Here is a 16033-nt window from a genome sequence, read left to right on the forward strand (position 1 = left end):
AACTTTCTCCGCTCGACTTGCATGTGTTAGGCACGCCGCCAGCGTTCGTCCTGAGCCAGGATCAAACTCTCAATTTAAAGTTTAATCATAGCTTACTTACTTAGTAAGTCTTTTTTCAAAAGAATTGCTGGTTTAGTTTAAGTCTAGTTTTAGACTTTGTTTATCTTCTCTGTTTAATTTTCAAAGACCAAGTTTTTGTTGCCGCTCATTTGCGACTTCTTTATGTTATCATGTGTACATTTTTTTGTCAACATTTTTTTAAAAACTTTATTTTCAGACAAAATTCTTAAATTTGTTTGTTGACTTGTCGTTGTTTATATCAGCGACGTGTTTTATAATAACATGTATATGGACACTTATGATTATATAATGTGCTATTTATCTTTATTTATTCGCATATATAATTATTTTTCTATATATTTCTCTAAATTTCTACAATTGATACACTCGGATATGTTTATTGGCATATTTAGTCATATTCTTTAAATATGTACCAGACGAATGTAAAAACGCACTTATAAAGTAGCTATAGTTTCTAAAAATATACTACTTTATATTTAAATATATCAACTAAGTATCTTCAAATTCATAAGAATCCTTGTTATGTGTGTTTTATATTGAAGCAATATATATATTTCTAGAAAGCTCTATCCCCTCCCCACTTTATAAAATCAATTTGTATTCATATTAACTATTAATAATAATTTAATCATTAAATTAGATTTTATTTGAAAGTGGTATATGTTTAAAACTAAAATCTATTATTGAAACCCTCTAGTTCTAGTAAGAAAATTCGAAAATATAATTGCACTAAAACAAAAATAGTTTATACTTATGATGATTTAATTATTCTTAGCTAATTAAAATTCAAATAACATTTTAATTATCATTACATAAACTTGTTTCTTATGGTCATTATTTGTATATAATATAATGTATTTATTAAGTTTACGTTACATTTGACAATACTGTTGAAATTAATTGGTTATACAGGAGACACTATATGAGCGAGCTATTAGAATTAAATGATTTTTGCAGATGGAGTGGCGTTAAGGATGATTAACCAATTAATTTCAACACAGTGTTTTAGTAGAGCCTAAATTTAACATAATGCTATCTGCTTAAAGACTTTATTCTTATTAATATGGAGGTGATAATGCTTATGATGAGATTACCAAGTTATATGATGTATTTAATTTTTGTTATCAATTTTATTCTTTCAATTACTATAGTAGTTTTGGAAAGAAAGCAACCAGAAAAAACATTAGCTTGGCTTTTAGTTCTTGCTCTTGTTCCGCCAGTAGGCCTATTTTTATACATTTTCTTAGGTAGGAACTGGAAGATACACAAATTGAATGACGAAAGATTTTCAAGTCAAGTTCAAGATCTAATATCCCCTGTATTAAAAGAAATAAAGGATAAAGCCTATATACCTTTAATAGAACTTTTGGCTAACAATAGTGATTCCCCTGTGTTTTTAAATAATGATATTACTGTTTTTAAAGATGGGATTGAAAAGTTCCAAAGACTTAAAGATGAACTGTTAAAAGCAAAGCATCATATTCATTTGGAATATTATATAGTTAAAAGCGATACTATAGGTAATGAAATAAAAGAAATTTTAATAAAAAAATCCTTAGAAGGTGTACGTGTACGATTTATAATAGATAGAGTGGGAGCAGCCAAGATGAAAATAAGCTATATTAGAGAACTCAGATCTGCTGGAATCGATGTAGTTTTATACTCGTATTTTTTATCCCCTTTATTGAAACTTATAAATACTCAAATAAATTACAGAAATCATAGAAAAATTGCTATCATTGACGGTAAAGTTGGGTTTTTGGGTGGCATCAACATAGGCGATGAATATCTTGGCAACAGTAAACTAGGTTATTGGAGAGATACTCATATAATGGTGAAAGGTGATTTCGTTTTAGGACTTCAGGCAGTCTTTTTAGATGACTTCATGACGATTCAACAAGCTAATAATTACTATAGCTTCTATGATCAAGAATTTGATCAATATTTTCCTACAACTAATGTAGAATCGCCTTTGGCTATGCAACTTGTAAAAAGTGGTCCAGATTCAGAGTTCCCAGCAATAATGCAAGGATTACTTAAGATGATAACCCTGGCTACGGATAGGATTTATATAACCACACCATATTTCGTTCCAACTGAAAGTATAATGGATGCTCTTAGGATATCTGCATTAGGCGGAGTAAAAATAAAAATAATATTTCCTGAAAGAGCTGACCACATAATGGTAAATAAAGCTTCTAGAACTTATCTTGGAGAACTTATGCGTTGCGGTGTAAAAGTATATTTCTACGATAAGCGCTCTTTTGTTCATGCAAAAACTATTACAATAGACGGAAAAATCTCTTCAGTGGGTACAGCTAATATGGATATAAGAAGTTTCGACTTAAATTATGAAATAAACACTGTAATATATAATGAAGACATATCAGAGCAATTAGATCAGTTATTCTTAGAAGATTTGAAAAATTGCAGAGAGTTTTCCTTAAAAGAATATGAAAATGCCGATAAGTTAACTAAAGTTATTGAGGGTGTAGCAAGAATATTCTCATCACTTCTATAAATATGATGCATATATATAAATCGCTGAAGCAACTTTCTTCAGTGATTTTTTTGTGCATCTGCTTTTTCTTAAGCGTAGCGAAGAATCTTACAGGCGCCAAATTCGTATTTTTTATTCTTTAACTCACATTACGTTTTAAGTTGTTACTCATATTTATGGATGTGCCACTTCGTAATAAAATTTATATTTTCAAACTCTCCTCTCAGAGCCTAGAGGAGTTTTGAAAATAGATTTCGGATCGAAGTGGTACATCTTTATCCACAGATATAATTGAGTTATAATTCCCTTTAAAGCAAAAAATAGTGGTTTAAACCACTATTTTAGATTTATATCTTATTTTATTAATTAAAGTAATTACCATACCTCCGAATATAGCTCCACTTGTATCTATTAGTACATCTCTAAACTTGCCAGTTCTTCCTGGTACAAAAAGTTGATGAATCTCATCTGTACAAGCATATCCAAAAGTTAAGAGTATACCAAATACTATTGCAGATTTTTTATTTAGGTAATTTCTAAAAACATTATACGCAAGAAGGAATAGTATTAGATATTCTGTAAAATGTGCAGATTTTCTCACAATAAAAGTAGCAAGATCTCCTAACATACCATTTAAATCTATTCCTAATGCATTAAACACATATATCACTAATGCACTTTGTTTATCTGATTCAGTTCCATTCTTAGATGAGTAAGCAAATATTATAATCATCCAAAATAATAAAGCAACCCAACTTATTTTTAACTTTAAATTTTTCTTATCCATTTATCCTCCATCAAATTTAACGCTATATAAATTTGCTTAAATAAATTATATAGTTATTAAACATTAATGGCAATCGCTATATATTATTATAATGTTCAAGCTTTTTAACTAATACAATCGATATTAGTATGAATAAGACTCCAACTAGTTCTGGTACATATCTAAAATTGATTTTCCAATTAACAGCCTTATCTTCTAAATCATTATAATTCCAAAGACTACTATTCTCTAACAATTCAACACTATAATAAGGATAAGATAATATATTACTTGCTTGTAATTCAACATTTGCATACTTAGGATAATAATAAAATGCAATAATAAAATTCTTAGAATATTTGTTTAAAACCTCGTTGCCTTTTAAAGATAAAATCATTGATAAGAAAGATTTTTCTGTTATATTCTTACCTTTTAGTATTATATTAATCTTACCTAATACATCATTTTCACCATTCTGTACTTCTTGAAGTAAAGCGTCAACGCTATCATAAGAATTTCCTTTTTCCAACATTTCAATATCAATTCTAGAAAATTGAGGTATGCTCTCCTTTATATTAGGCTCAATTTCATTGTTTATATAACTACTTACTTTTGCAGCTAATTCTATTTGTTTAGAATTTTCCTTATATTCATCTTTAAGTATTCTATCTCCAAACTCATCATCTACTGTTATATTGAATTCTTTAAATCTATTAGTACTAGATTGAACATTTACAACATACTTATCATAACTATACTCAATCTTATCCAATTTAAACTCTTCGTTCTTATAGTTTGAAGATAAATAATTCTGCACTACAGAGCTTACTTTTCTTTTATCAAAAGCATTCCCTTTTACATCAAAATAACCACCATACAGTAGAACAACCACTAATAAAATCACCAATAGTGCTATACAAGTAAATCTTTTGTTTTCCATCCTACAACTCCTTATTAATTAGTTAGATTTATAGAATCCTCCCTAATAAGAAATATATTAAACCTTATAGCCAAATGTTACAGATTAATTCCTATAGATGCACCATTTTGTAATAAAATTTATTATTTTTAAATTCTCTCACCAAAAACCGTGAGAGTTTTAAAAATAGCTTTCGGTTCGAAGTGGTACATCCTTATATACTATTTTAATTTAGAAATCTTCATATATAACTTTTTGTATTTTGCTGCTGATAACTTCCAACTGCTGTCTTTATTCATTATTCTGATGCATAACCTGTTCCACGAATCTTTATGATTATAAAAAACATCTAAAGAACGTTCTATTGCACTGAAAAAATCTACTGTATCATATGATTTAAAAGTGAACCCATCACCATCATCAGTATACTTATTATAATCTTTAACTGTATCCTTAAGCCCTCCTGTAGCTCTAACTACAGGAACTGTTCCATATCTCATTGCAATAAGCTGCCCTAATCCACAAGGCTCAAACTTTGAAGGCATCAAGAATATATCTGCTCCTGCATAAACCTTCCTTGAAAAACCTTCATCAAATTTTAGAACTGCTCTAAGATTATCATACTTATTTTCAAGATATCTAATATCCTCTTCGTAGTGATTTTCACCTGTGCCAGTTATTATTAATTGAATATTTTCGCTCATTAATTTATTTATAATACCTTCTAAAAGTCCAATTCCTTTCTGATCTGTAAGCCTCGTCACCATACATATAATAGGAATATTTACATCTACAACTAGACCTAATTCCTCTTGTAGTCTTAATTTATTTTTATGTTTATTGTTTAAATCCTCAGAATAGTAATTAAAATATATATTTTTATCTTCTTCAGGGTTAAATACATCATAGTCTATGCCGTTTTGTATACCAGTCAGTAAATGCTTCCTATTCTCTAATATATGGTGCAGACCATATCCTAAATGTTCCTGTCTTATTTCTTCTGAGTATGTTTTACTCACTGTAGTCACTCTATCAGCACTTAATATAGCCCACTTCATAAAAGAGATTCCTTCTCCGTATTTTAGCTTATCCCCTGTAAAATACTCTTTTTCATCTAATCCTAACATCCAAAGTAAGTCTTTGCCGTATATTCCTTGATATAATATGTTGTGTATTGTAAATACCGTTCTAATATTATCGTAAATTGTATTTCCTCGGTAATAAATATCCTTTAACGGTATAACTAAAGATGAATGCCAATCATTGCAATGCAATATATCAATATTAAAATCCTCCATATACTTTATGCCTTCAAGTGCTGCCTTTGAAAAGAAAATGAACCTTTCATGATCATCATGGTATCCATATGCCTCCGGCCTATAAAAGTAAAATGGATTATCTACAAAATAATATTGAACACCATCTAATCTTAAAGTAAAAAGATTACAATCTACGGTTTTCCATCCTATATAGGTTGTATAATGAGCTATTCTTTTCATCCTTTTCTTTATTCTTTTAGAGAACTTATATTTTGGCATTATTACACGTATATCAACATCTATTTGTTTTAAACTTTTTGGTAATGAATATGAAACATCTCCTAATCCACCAGCCTTCATAAAAGGATACGCTTCAGCAGTTACAAATAAAACACCCATACTTTTGTTCCTCACATATCTTATAATTCCGATGCTTACTTTTACTCATAAAGATGAAGCACTTCAATCCCAAATATATTTTCAAAAACTCCTCTAGGTTCTGAGAAAAGTTTTTAAAAATATAAGCTTAAGTACGAATTGGTTCATCTATATATACTATATCTTATAATCCATAACTTTTTATACTAAATGTTAGTTATCCATAGATTTTACTCTATTAAAAAACAAAAAGCTTGGATCATTTTTAATCCAAGCTTTTACATTATAAATATTTTTAGTTTATAATAGACTCTGTTTTTCTATTACTAGAGGAAACTTTTCTGGTCCTCTTAAATCTTGAGACTTAGGTATATATGATCCTTTATCTGCTACTATATTCATAAGTTTAGCATTAGGACCTATTATACAGTTTTGAAGTATAATACAATCTTTAACATAAGCACCCTTATTTATATTAACTCTTCTTGAAATTACACAGTTTTCTACGTGACCTTCTATATAGCATCCATTGGCTATTATAGAATTTTTCACTTCACTATCTTTAGTATACTTAGTAGGGCTTTCATCCTTTGACTTAGTATATATAGGAGCATTATCATGAAATAATTCCGCGTTTATTCTTACATTTAATAAGTCCATGTTACCTTTATAATATGAGTGTAAAGAATTTACACAACTTAGATAGCCATTAAATTCATAGGAATATACTCTAAGCGTATCTAACTGTCTATAGATACTTTTTTTAATTTTTCTATTTCTACCAGTCTTTATGCTGTCATATATAAGCTCAATAAACAAGTCTTTTCTTAGAAGAAACATTTCCATACAGATGTTTGCTTCTTTTTCATAGCCTATATTTTCTCCAACACTCACTACTCTACCATATTCATTAATATTTAATACATCGCAGTCAATAAAGCTCTTATCTGCGTTATTTACTTTTTTGTAAAGTACAGTTATATCATTATTACTCTTCTCATGAAAATTCATAGCTTCTCTAAAATCAATATTGCATATCATATATGAAGGTGCTAATATAACATATTCTTGTTTAGAGTATTGAAAGAATTCAAGATTATCAGCAAAATTATGAACATCATCATATACAGGATCTTCATCTGCAAAGTTAAATACTCTAAGTCCATATCTTTTCCTGTGTAAATCCCACGGTCTTCCGTTACTTATGTGATCCATTAAGGATCTCGATTTATTCTTCGTAAATATACCTATATTCTCAATGCCAGCATTGGTCATGTTTGACAATATAAAATCTATTACTCTGTATCTCCCAGCAAAAGGGACCGATGCTAGTGGCCTTGTTCTAGTAAGTTCAGTTATTTTATCATCATTCTCATCTAAATTGATTATTCCTAAATAATTTTTCAATATGTTCCCCCCCATAACTTATCCTTCTATAATAGTTCCACTTTTTAAATCTTCTTTTGCCGGTATTACTGTAATTGTCTTTCCGTTGCCTATCTTACAATCTTTTCTTATTGCCACTCCGCCACCTACGATAGCTTTATTTACAATAGCATTTTCTCCAATCTTAGTATTAGGCATTACAACTGAATCTTTTACAACTGCATTTTTACCTACTACTACACCTGGAAAAAGCACTGAATTTTCAACTTCACCATGAATAATACACCCTTCAACAATAAGCGATGATTTTACTGAAGCATTTTGTCCAATATATTGAGCTGGTCTGCCTGGACTTACAGAATAAATTCTCCACTCGTCATCATAAAGATTAAGTTCATTGTTATCTTTTAATAGGTCCATATTAGATTCCCAAAGACTTTCTATAGTACCTACATCCTTCCAATATCCTTTAAATGGATACGCAACCAATCTTCTTCCATCCTCAATCATCTTTGGTATTATATTTTTTCCGAAATCGTTAATTGAATTTTTATCAGCTTCGTCTTCTTTCAAAAATTTCTTAAGAGTTTTCCAATTAAATATATAAATCCCCATGGAAGCTTTAGTGCTTTTAGGATTCGCTGGCTTCTCTTCAAATTCATATATTGATAAGTCATCATTAGTATTCATTATTCCAAATCTTGATGCTTCATTCAATGTTACATCAATAACTGCTATTGTAGCATCCGCTTCTTTCTGTTTGTGAAACTCGAGCATCTTTTCATAATCCATTTTATATATATGGTCACCTGATAATATTAAAACATATTCTGGTTCATACCCATCTACGAAAGGTATATTTTGATATATGGCATTGGCAGTACCCTTATACCAATTGCCTCCTCTTTCCTCTTGATAAGGTGGAAGAATTGCTACTCCGCCATCTCTTCTATCAAGATCCCAAGGACTTCCTATACCAATGTGTGAATTTAGCTCAAGAGGTTGATATTGAGTCAATACGCCAACTGTATATATGCCTGAATTAGCACAGTTGCTTAACGCAAAATCTATTATTCTATATTTTCCACCAAATGGAACTGCTGGTTTTGCTAGTTTTTTAGTCAATACCCCTAATCTTGATCCTTGTCCACCAGCAAGTATTAGAGCTATAATTTGTTTTTTTACCATTTTAGCCTCTCCCCTCGTTTTTCATCCCTCAACACCTAACGATGTAATTACAAAATTTGTAATTACATTATCATTATACCAACTCCTGTAAATCCCTTCAATGTCCTTTGGCCCTTATTTTTAAATGTAAACGTGCCCTTAATAAATTTTTTTTACTATTTCACCTATTATTATAATTTGTTACATTATTTAAAAATCTGTTCTTAGTTTTGTTAAGAAATATAAAATGCCTGTAATTATGTACAGGCATCTTATTTATATCTCAATTTTTACTCTGACATAAATTTACTTATATATGCGAGAGATTCTTCAAGCAATTCCTGCCCACCTTGTAGACCTTGTATCTTATCTTCTAAGTTTGATGTTCTTTGATCCAATCTATATATCATATCTTTTATATCATTTAACAACTTACTATTATAAGAAACTTGGTTCCCATCGGTATCTATATATATTTTTTCTGGAGGATTTCCACATTTATTACACTTTGCATAGATTCCTTCTTTTTCTGTATCCTTAAATATTTTAAAAGTATCATTATCGCAGTAAGAGCAATTAGAAAGCATAGTAAAATCATAATAGCTTATATCAAAGCCATAAATTGCTCCACATTCTTTACAGCTTATATTTAAATTATTATCTTCTGTATTTATATAAAAACTATTTCCGTTACAACCTTCTTTTTCACACACCACAGTTCTAATCATAATATTCACCTCCCATAAAGATAAATATGCTTATATATTTAAAAAAATTCGTACATAAGTAATGGAAATGTATATTTTTATTTACTATAGAACATATGTTCTATATAATTAATTTATGGATATACTATAAATATGTGTTCAAATTACATTTTATTAAGGATGGTTATATATGTTTAGTAAAAGATTGATATTTCACATTGATGTAAACTCTGCATATCTATCTTGGGAAGCTTGTTATAGACTTCAGCATGGCGAAACTTTAGATCTCCGTGAAGTTCCTTCTGCAATAGGCGGAAACCCTAAAAATCGCCATGGAATAATCCTGGCAAAATCTATTCCTGCTAAAAAATATAATATAACTACTGGAGAATCTCTATATACCGCTCTAAAAAAATGCCCTAATCTTCTAGTAGTTCCACCCAAGTATGATTTATATATGAGATGTAGTAATTCAATGATGTCTATATTGAAAGAATATAGTCCTCAAATTCAAAGATTCTCAGTTGATGAATGTTTCATGGATTTAACATATAACAATTTAAATATGGATCCTATATCAATAGCAACAAAAATAAAGAATCAGATAAAGGATACATTAGGTTTTTCTGTAAATATAGGAATTTCAACTAATAAGCTCCTAGCTAAAATGGCTTCTGATTTTCAAAAACCAGATAAAGTTCACACTCTTTATGAGGAGGAAATAAAAGAAAAGATGTGGCCTCTTCCAATCGAGGATTTATTCATGGTTGGTCGTTCTACTGCACCTAAACTTAGGGCATTGAACATAAATACAATTGGAGACTTAGCTCATTATGATCTGGATATACTTAAGTATGAATTTAAAAGTTTTGGTTTAAAACTTCTGAATTATGCAAACGGTATAGAAAACTCATCAGTACTTTCAGAAAGTCATAACACCATGAAAAGCATTGGTAATTCAACCACTATAGCATATGATATAACAAACAAGGAAGATGCTTATAAGATAGTACTCTCCTTAGTAGAGACTGTATCTATAAGACTTAGAAATTCTGATTGCTATTGTAATGTAATATCTATACATGTCAAAAATAGCAGCTTTATGAGTTACTCAAAGCAGACAAAGTTATTTAATCCTACTGACTCTACTATGAGTATATTTACTACCTGCTGTAAGCTTTTAGATAACCTTTGGATTGGAGACCCTATTAGACATATAGGTGTTCACGTCTCAGATTTAAGTTCAAACACCACTTATCAAATTTCACTTTTTGATGAAAAGCATATAGAAAAAACTAAGAACTTAGATAAAACTATCGATGAGATAAGAGAAAAATTTGGAGACTACTCTATAGTTAGAGGTACTTTTGTGAACTCTGGAATTAAACCTCTATGCGGAGGGGTTGGAGAAGATGACTACACAATCATGTCCAGTATGTTATAAAGACATTAAAATATATAAGTTTAGCTATCTTAAGGATTTTATAAATTCCTAAAGAATAAAAAAGTGATAGTTACGAAATAACTATCACTTCTTTATTGGGGGGATAGGGAATGACTTACTATATTTAGGACAAAAGTCCGGTAATTACTTATTTTTAATCTTTTCAGTTTTAATTAGTGAATGCTGCCTAGAAACCTCTCTAACTAAATATACAGCCCATAACAAGCATACACCTAAACCTAAATGAACTATATCTATTGATAAATTCATAGCTTCTATTATAAAGCCTTCATTTTCTATGACTTTTTGTGCTAGCATCAATAGTACAGATCCCACTAAAAAAACATTATATAATACTAGCCATAGGTTAAAACTTTTCTTTTTACTAATATTTAGAACAGTATCAGTACCATACATCAAAGCCATAAATCCTGCACCTAGTATTAAGAGATGCCCATTTGTCAATTTTTCAAAATCTGCATTATTAAAATCATTTAAAACAAATATATTTAAAAGCCCACTTAAGAGCCAAAGAACCGCATATCCAATAGAAAACAACTTTAGTTTTTTCATAATATATCACCTCTTAAATACCCTATGTATTGTATTATTATTATATTTTTATATTGTATTTTTGTTACTTTAATTATAAACCAATTGATAATTATTTTCAAGTAATTTTTTATATCATTTAATAAATAACCACTATTTTTTGTATTCTTATTTTCAGGATCTATATGACGAAAACTTTGATAAACAAACTAGTTTTATTTTTTACAGCGTATCTATAAAAAGCTTTTAAATTCATTGAAATATCTAGCTTTACGAGTACAAAAATTTTATACCTTCTTGGACAGTAAAAAAAGAACCATAGAAACCAGTTCATATAGTTCTTTCAACACTCTAAATAATTTAGTTCTATATCTATTCTTTAAAGGACTTTTACAAGCAGTTTAACTTCTACAGGTTTAAGTTCAACTGAAATTATTCCCTCTGCCGAATAATAAACATCATTTTTACAATCTCTAAGTAGATCTCTATAATGTCCTTTAACTTCTCCAAATTCTACTTTTATAGAACCATTTGAATTTCTGTTCATAACAACTAAAATCTTGCTATTCTTATAGCTTCGTTCAAAACATATTACATCAGCATTTGTATCAAAAAACTTTAATTCTCCCCGTTTTAACACCAGACTATTACTTCTAATACCAGAAAGCCTCTTGTACCAACTTAAAATATCCTTATCCTCTTTGTTCCAAGGATATGTTCTTCTATTATCTGGATCCTTTTGCCCTTCAAGACCTGCTTCGTCACCATAATAAATTACTGGTACTCCAGGAAAAGTCATTTGAAAAGCTACTGCTAGTTTAACCATACTTTTAGCTACATTTTCATCATTATAGTTGTTCATGAACATAGTAATAATTCTTTCAGTATCGTGAGTTCCCAATATATTCATTGATGCATAAAAATTTTCTTTTGGGTAGTTTTCATAGAGATTCATAAATTTCTTAAGTAGCATATGAGAATCGATATTTCTATTTAAAAAACCTACTATTATATCTCTGAAGGTATACCCCATTACTGAGTCTAATTCGTCTCCATATAGATATTCTCTTTTTTGCCCATAACTAACTTTATTAGAGGCATCTTCCCATACTTCACCCACAAGTACTGAATCAGTTTTTATTTTTTTAATTTTATGTTTTATAGCTTTTATGAATTCATCAGGAAGTTCATCAGCAACATCAAGTCTCCAACCTGATGCCCCAAGATTCATCCATTTTGAGAGTACCGAATCATCTTTGTTGATTATATAATCCATGTAAGAAGGATTTAATTCATCTACATTAGGAAGATTTTCAAACCCCCACCAGCTTTCGTAATCATTAGGATAATCTCTAAATCTATACCACTCATAATACTTAGAAGCTTTAGATTGATATGCTCCTAGTGAATCATAATCTCCATTTTTATTGAAATATACGCTATTAGATCCAGTATGGCTAAAAACTCCATCTAGGATTATCCTTATATCATACTTATTAGCTACAGTACATAAATATTTAAATATTTCATCATCCCCAAACATGGGGTCTATATTTTTATAGCTTGCCGTATCATACTTATGGCAACTAGGTGATTCAAATATAGGGTTTAAATATATGGTTGTAACTCCTAAGGATTTTATATAATCTAACTTTTTTATTATCCCCTTCAAATTACCGCCAAAAAAATCCCACCTTAACACCTTGCCATCAGCATCTTTTATATACATAGGTTTATCATACCAGTTACCATATATAAAAGAATTCTTTTTAGGATTATCTACTAAACCAGTATCGTTACCATTATAAAATCTATCTACAAATATCTGATATATAATACCTTCCTTATACCACTTTGGAACTAAATTATCTTGATATACAGTTATTTGATAATACTTAGGATTCTCAACATATATTTGTCCTAATCCGCCCAAACTTTCATTATTATTGCCATAATAAAGTGTCTGATCTTGTCTTTTCAAAACAAAATAATAATTCAATACTCCCTTAGTAGTAGCAGTAAAGCTGGTCTTAAAGAAGCATATATCATTCTGCCCTTCTTTATAAAACATTTCCATTAGAATACTTTGTCTATGTCCATCAAAATGAATAAGTTCTATAAAAGCTTGTTGACATCCCTGAGATTCAATAACAATACTTATTTCAGTTCCCAACTTTACTGCCCCAAATGGATTTCTATAGTAAGTATTTTGAGAATCATGCAATATATAAAAATTATTCATGCCCTTTTCCTTCCTATGACTTATTTTAATAATACCTCAGGTATATCCTGAGGTATTATTTCAATTAATTAAATAGATACATCTTTTTTATTAGATTGAAGTGGCACATCTTTTTATGGTTACTATTCTATAATTAAACTTATATTTTTAGGTTTATAGCTTTCCAGCCTTACTCTATTATAAATTTTTATATAGATATCCTGATCCCCATATACCTGTAGCATATTCTTGTATTGTTCTATCAGAAGAAAAAACACCTGAATGTGCTATATTAACAGCCGCCATACTCTGCCATTTATCTATGTCTCTATAGATAGTATCTACTTTATCTTGGGCTCTAACATAAGAATCAAAATCCTTTAATACAAAGAATTCATCATTGTAGGTAAGCAAATGTTCAAAAACAGTTTTGAACCTATCTTTATCAGGAGAATAGTATCCATTTATTATATCTTGAGTGACTCTTCTTAGTCTTGAATCACTGTTACAAGTCTCCCAAGCTGAATAACCACCTTTTGAATAATAATCCAGTACTTCTCTCTCAGTAAGTCCAAATATTATTATGTTGTCATCGCCAACCTCATCTCTTATCTCAACATTAGCACCGTCTAGAGTAGCTACTGTTATTGCTCCATTCATCATAAACTTCATATTTGAGGTACCAGAAGCCTCTTTAGTGGTAGTAGATATCTGTTCACTAACATCTGTAGCAGGTATTATATCTTCAGCTTGAGATACTCTGTAGTTCTCCATGTAGACAACCTTTATTTTATCTTTTATCCTCTTATCATTATTTACCTTTTCACCTACTGCATTTATAAGCTCTATTGTTTTTTTTGCAAGATAGTATCCTGGAGCTGCTTTTCCTGCAAAAATGAAAGTCCTAGGAACTATATCTAAATCAGGGTTATCAATGAGCCTATTATATAAATCCATTATTCTTAGACAATTAAGAGTCTGCCTCTTATATGCATGTATTCTCTTTACTTGGACATCAAAAATGGAATTCGGATCTATTTTTATCCCGTTTGAATCATAAATAATTTTAGCTAAAGACTTCTTATTATTATTCTTTATCTCTGCAAGCTTTCTTAAAACCGACTTATCCTTAGAAAATCTTGCGAAATTTTCCAAATCTGTAGGATGTTTTATCCAACCCTCTCCAATAGTATTTTTTAATAAAGAAGTAAGTTCTGGATTTGATTTAATAAGCCATCTTCTATGAGTTATTCCATTTGTTTTATTATTGAATTTTCTAGGATATAAATAATAGAATTCTTTCATCTCTTGCTTTTTAAGTATCTCGGTATGAAGTTTAGCCACTCCATTTACACTATGACTTCCAACTATCGCTAAATTGGCCATCCTTACATATCCATCACCAATTATGGACATCTTAGATATCTTATCCCACTGTCCTATATACTTATTCCATAAATCCTGACAAAATCTTTTATTTATCTCTTCAACTATCATATAAATTCTTGGAAGCAACTTCTTAAACATATCTACAGGCCATTTTTCTAAAGCTTCAGCAAGGATAGTATGATTTGTATATGACACTGTATTAGTAGTTATCCTCCATGCATCTTCCCAAGACATACCTTCTTCATCCATTAAAAGCCTCATAAGCTCAGGAATAGCTAGAGTTGGATGAGTATCGTTTATATGAATAGCAAGCATATCATCAAGATTCATTAAATTATGTCCATTGTCTTTAAAATATCTCAATATACTTTGAATACCAGCTGATACAAAAAAGTATTGTTGCTTTAATCTTAATATTTTACCTTCGTAGAAAGTATCATCTGGATAAAGCACGTGAGATATAGCTTCTACTGAGTTTTTATACTCAATTGCTTTTAAAAAGTCTCCTCTGCTAAAAGATGAAAAGTCAAATTCATTAGATACTGGTTCAGCACTCCAAAGTCTCAAAGTATTAACTACATCATTTTTATATCCTACAACTGGAGTATCATAAGGTATTGCTAAAACTGGTTCATAGTTGATATGAGTAAAACTCAATCTACCATTTACTGCTTCACCCCTTACCTCACCGCCAAACTTAACAATCTCTGACTTATCAGGCTTTTTCATCTCCCATACATTTCCTTCTTTAAGCCAATAGTCCGGAGCTTCAACTTGAGCCCCATTCATTATCTTTTGTTCAAAAAATCCGTATTTATATCTAATTCCGCAGCCATGCCCCGGAATATTTAGAGATGCCATAGAATCTAAGAAGCAAGCCGCAAGTCTTCCAAGCCCACCATTTCCTAGTCCTTGATCATGCTCAAATTCTTCTAATTCTCTAAGATCAATATTTAATTCGTCCAAAGCCTCTTTACACACATCTCTTATACCTAGGTTCAAGAGTGCATCTCCAAGAAGCCTACCTAATAAAAATTCCATGGAGAAATAATAAACTTGTTTTTCGCCCGTTTGATTATATCTTTTATTGGTATCTATCCAAGCTTTAGCAACATAATCTCTAACTAAACTGCCTAAAGTTTCATACTTATTTTGCTGAGTTCCGTTCTCCAACTCTTTACCGTGAAGTTCTAAAAATTTCTTAAGATAGTCCTTTTTAAAGGCGTCTTTGTCTATATTGAACATATCTATTCCTCCTTTATAC

At 29.9% G+C, this 16033-nt stretch carries 11 protein-coding genes and 1 rRNA gene; 2 read left to right on the plus strand and 10 right to left on the minus strand.

From position 1 onward, the window contains the following. A 16S ribosomal RNA gene (locus J3477_RS24705) occupies positions 1-77 on the minus strand; the annotation flags it as partial. Positions 78-1162: 1085 nt separating this feature from the next. On the opposite strand from J3477_RS24705, the gene cls reads away from it, so the two are divergent. Then, positions 1163-2602, plus strand: coding sequence for a cardiolipin synthase (gene cls, locus J3477_RS24710; protein WP_228731363.1), 1440 nt, complete (start codon positions 1163-1165; stop codon positions 2600-2602). A gap of 307 nt (positions 2603-2909) precedes the next feature. On the opposite strand, the gene J3477_RS24715 is transcribed toward cls, so the two are convergent. The 6 genes from J3477_RS24715 to J3477_RS24740 all read right to left on the minus strand — a co-directional run bounded on the left by J3477_RS24715 (position 2910) and on the right by J3477_RS24740 (position 9184). Further along, on the minus strand, positions 2910-3368 hold the full coding sequence (locus J3477_RS24715; protein WP_206872903.1) for a VanZ family protein: 459 nt from the start codon (positions 3366-3368) through the stop codon (positions 2910-2912). Positions 3369-3444: 76 nt separating this feature from the next. Further along, positions 3445-4287, minus strand: coding sequence for a YfjL-like protein (locus tag J3477_RS24720; protein WP_206872904.1), 843 nt, complete (start codon positions 4285-4287; stop codon positions 3445-3447). A 200-nt stretch (positions 4288-4487) separates the two neighbouring features. Continuing rightward, positions 4488-5924 carry a glycogen synthase gene (locus J3477_RS24725; protein ID WP_206872905.1) on the minus strand — a complete coding sequence of 479 codons (1437 nt, stop codon included), beginning with the start codon at positions 5922-5924 and terminating at the stop codon, positions 4488-4490. Between the two features lie 279 nt (positions 5925-6203). Next, entirely contained in the window at positions 6204-7310 is a 1107-nt protein-coding gene (gene glgD / locus J3477_RS24730; protein WP_206872906.1) for a glucose-1-phosphate adenylyltransferase subunit GlgD, read from the minus strand. Positions 7311-7328: 18 nt separating this feature from the next. After that, a complete protein-coding gene (locus J3477_RS24735) occupies positions 7329-8477 on the minus strand; it encodes a glucose-1-phosphate adenylyltransferase (RefSeq protein ID WP_206872907.1) in 1149 nt (382 codons plus the stop codon). A gap of 269 nt (positions 8478-8746) precedes the next feature. Further along, positions 8747-9184 (minus strand): hypothetical protein, encoded by a 438-nt coding sequence (locus J3477_RS24740; protein ID WP_206872908.1) that lies wholly within the window; start codon positions 9182-9184, stop codon positions 8747-8749. 169 nt (positions 9185-9353) lie between these two features. Between J3477_RS24740 and J3477_RS24745 the strand changes: the two genes are divergently transcribed. After that, positions 9354-10607, plus strand: coding sequence for a Y-family DNA polymerase (locus tag J3477_RS24745; protein WP_206872909.1), 1254 nt, complete (start codon positions 9354-9356; stop codon positions 10605-10607). A 144-nt stretch (positions 10608-10751) separates the two neighbouring features. Here the strand turns inward: J3477_RS24745 and J3477_RS24750 are convergent, their stop codons facing one another. The 3 genes from J3477_RS24750 to J3477_RS24760 all read right to left on the minus strand — a co-directional run bounded on the left by J3477_RS24750 (position 10752) and on the right by J3477_RS24760 (position 16014). Further along, positions 10752-11180: a DUF2871 family protein gene (locus J3477_RS24750; protein WP_206872910.1), complete on the minus strand. Its 429-nt coding sequence runs from the start codon at positions 11178-11180 to the stop codon at positions 10752-10754. Positions 11181-11538: 358 nt separating this feature from the next. Next, positions 11539-13401 carry a glycoside hydrolase family 13 protein gene (locus J3477_RS24755; protein WP_206872911.1) on the minus strand — a complete coding sequence of 621 codons (1863 nt, stop codon included), beginning with the start codon at positions 13399-13401 and terminating at the stop codon, positions 11539-11541. 177 nt (positions 13402-13578) lie between these two features. Next, positions 13579-16014: a glycogen/starch/alpha-glucan phosphorylase gene (locus J3477_RS24760; RefSeq protein ID WP_206872912.1), complete on the minus strand. Its 2436-nt coding sequence runs from the start codon at positions 16012-16014 to the stop codon at positions 13579-13581. Positions 16015-16033 lie beyond the last annotated feature (19 nt).

The sequence above is a fragment of the Clostridium zeae genome (assembly GCF_017312485.1).
Lineage (GTDB): Bacteria > Bacillota > Clostridia > Clostridiales > Clostridiaceae > Clostridium_AR > Clostridium_AR zeae.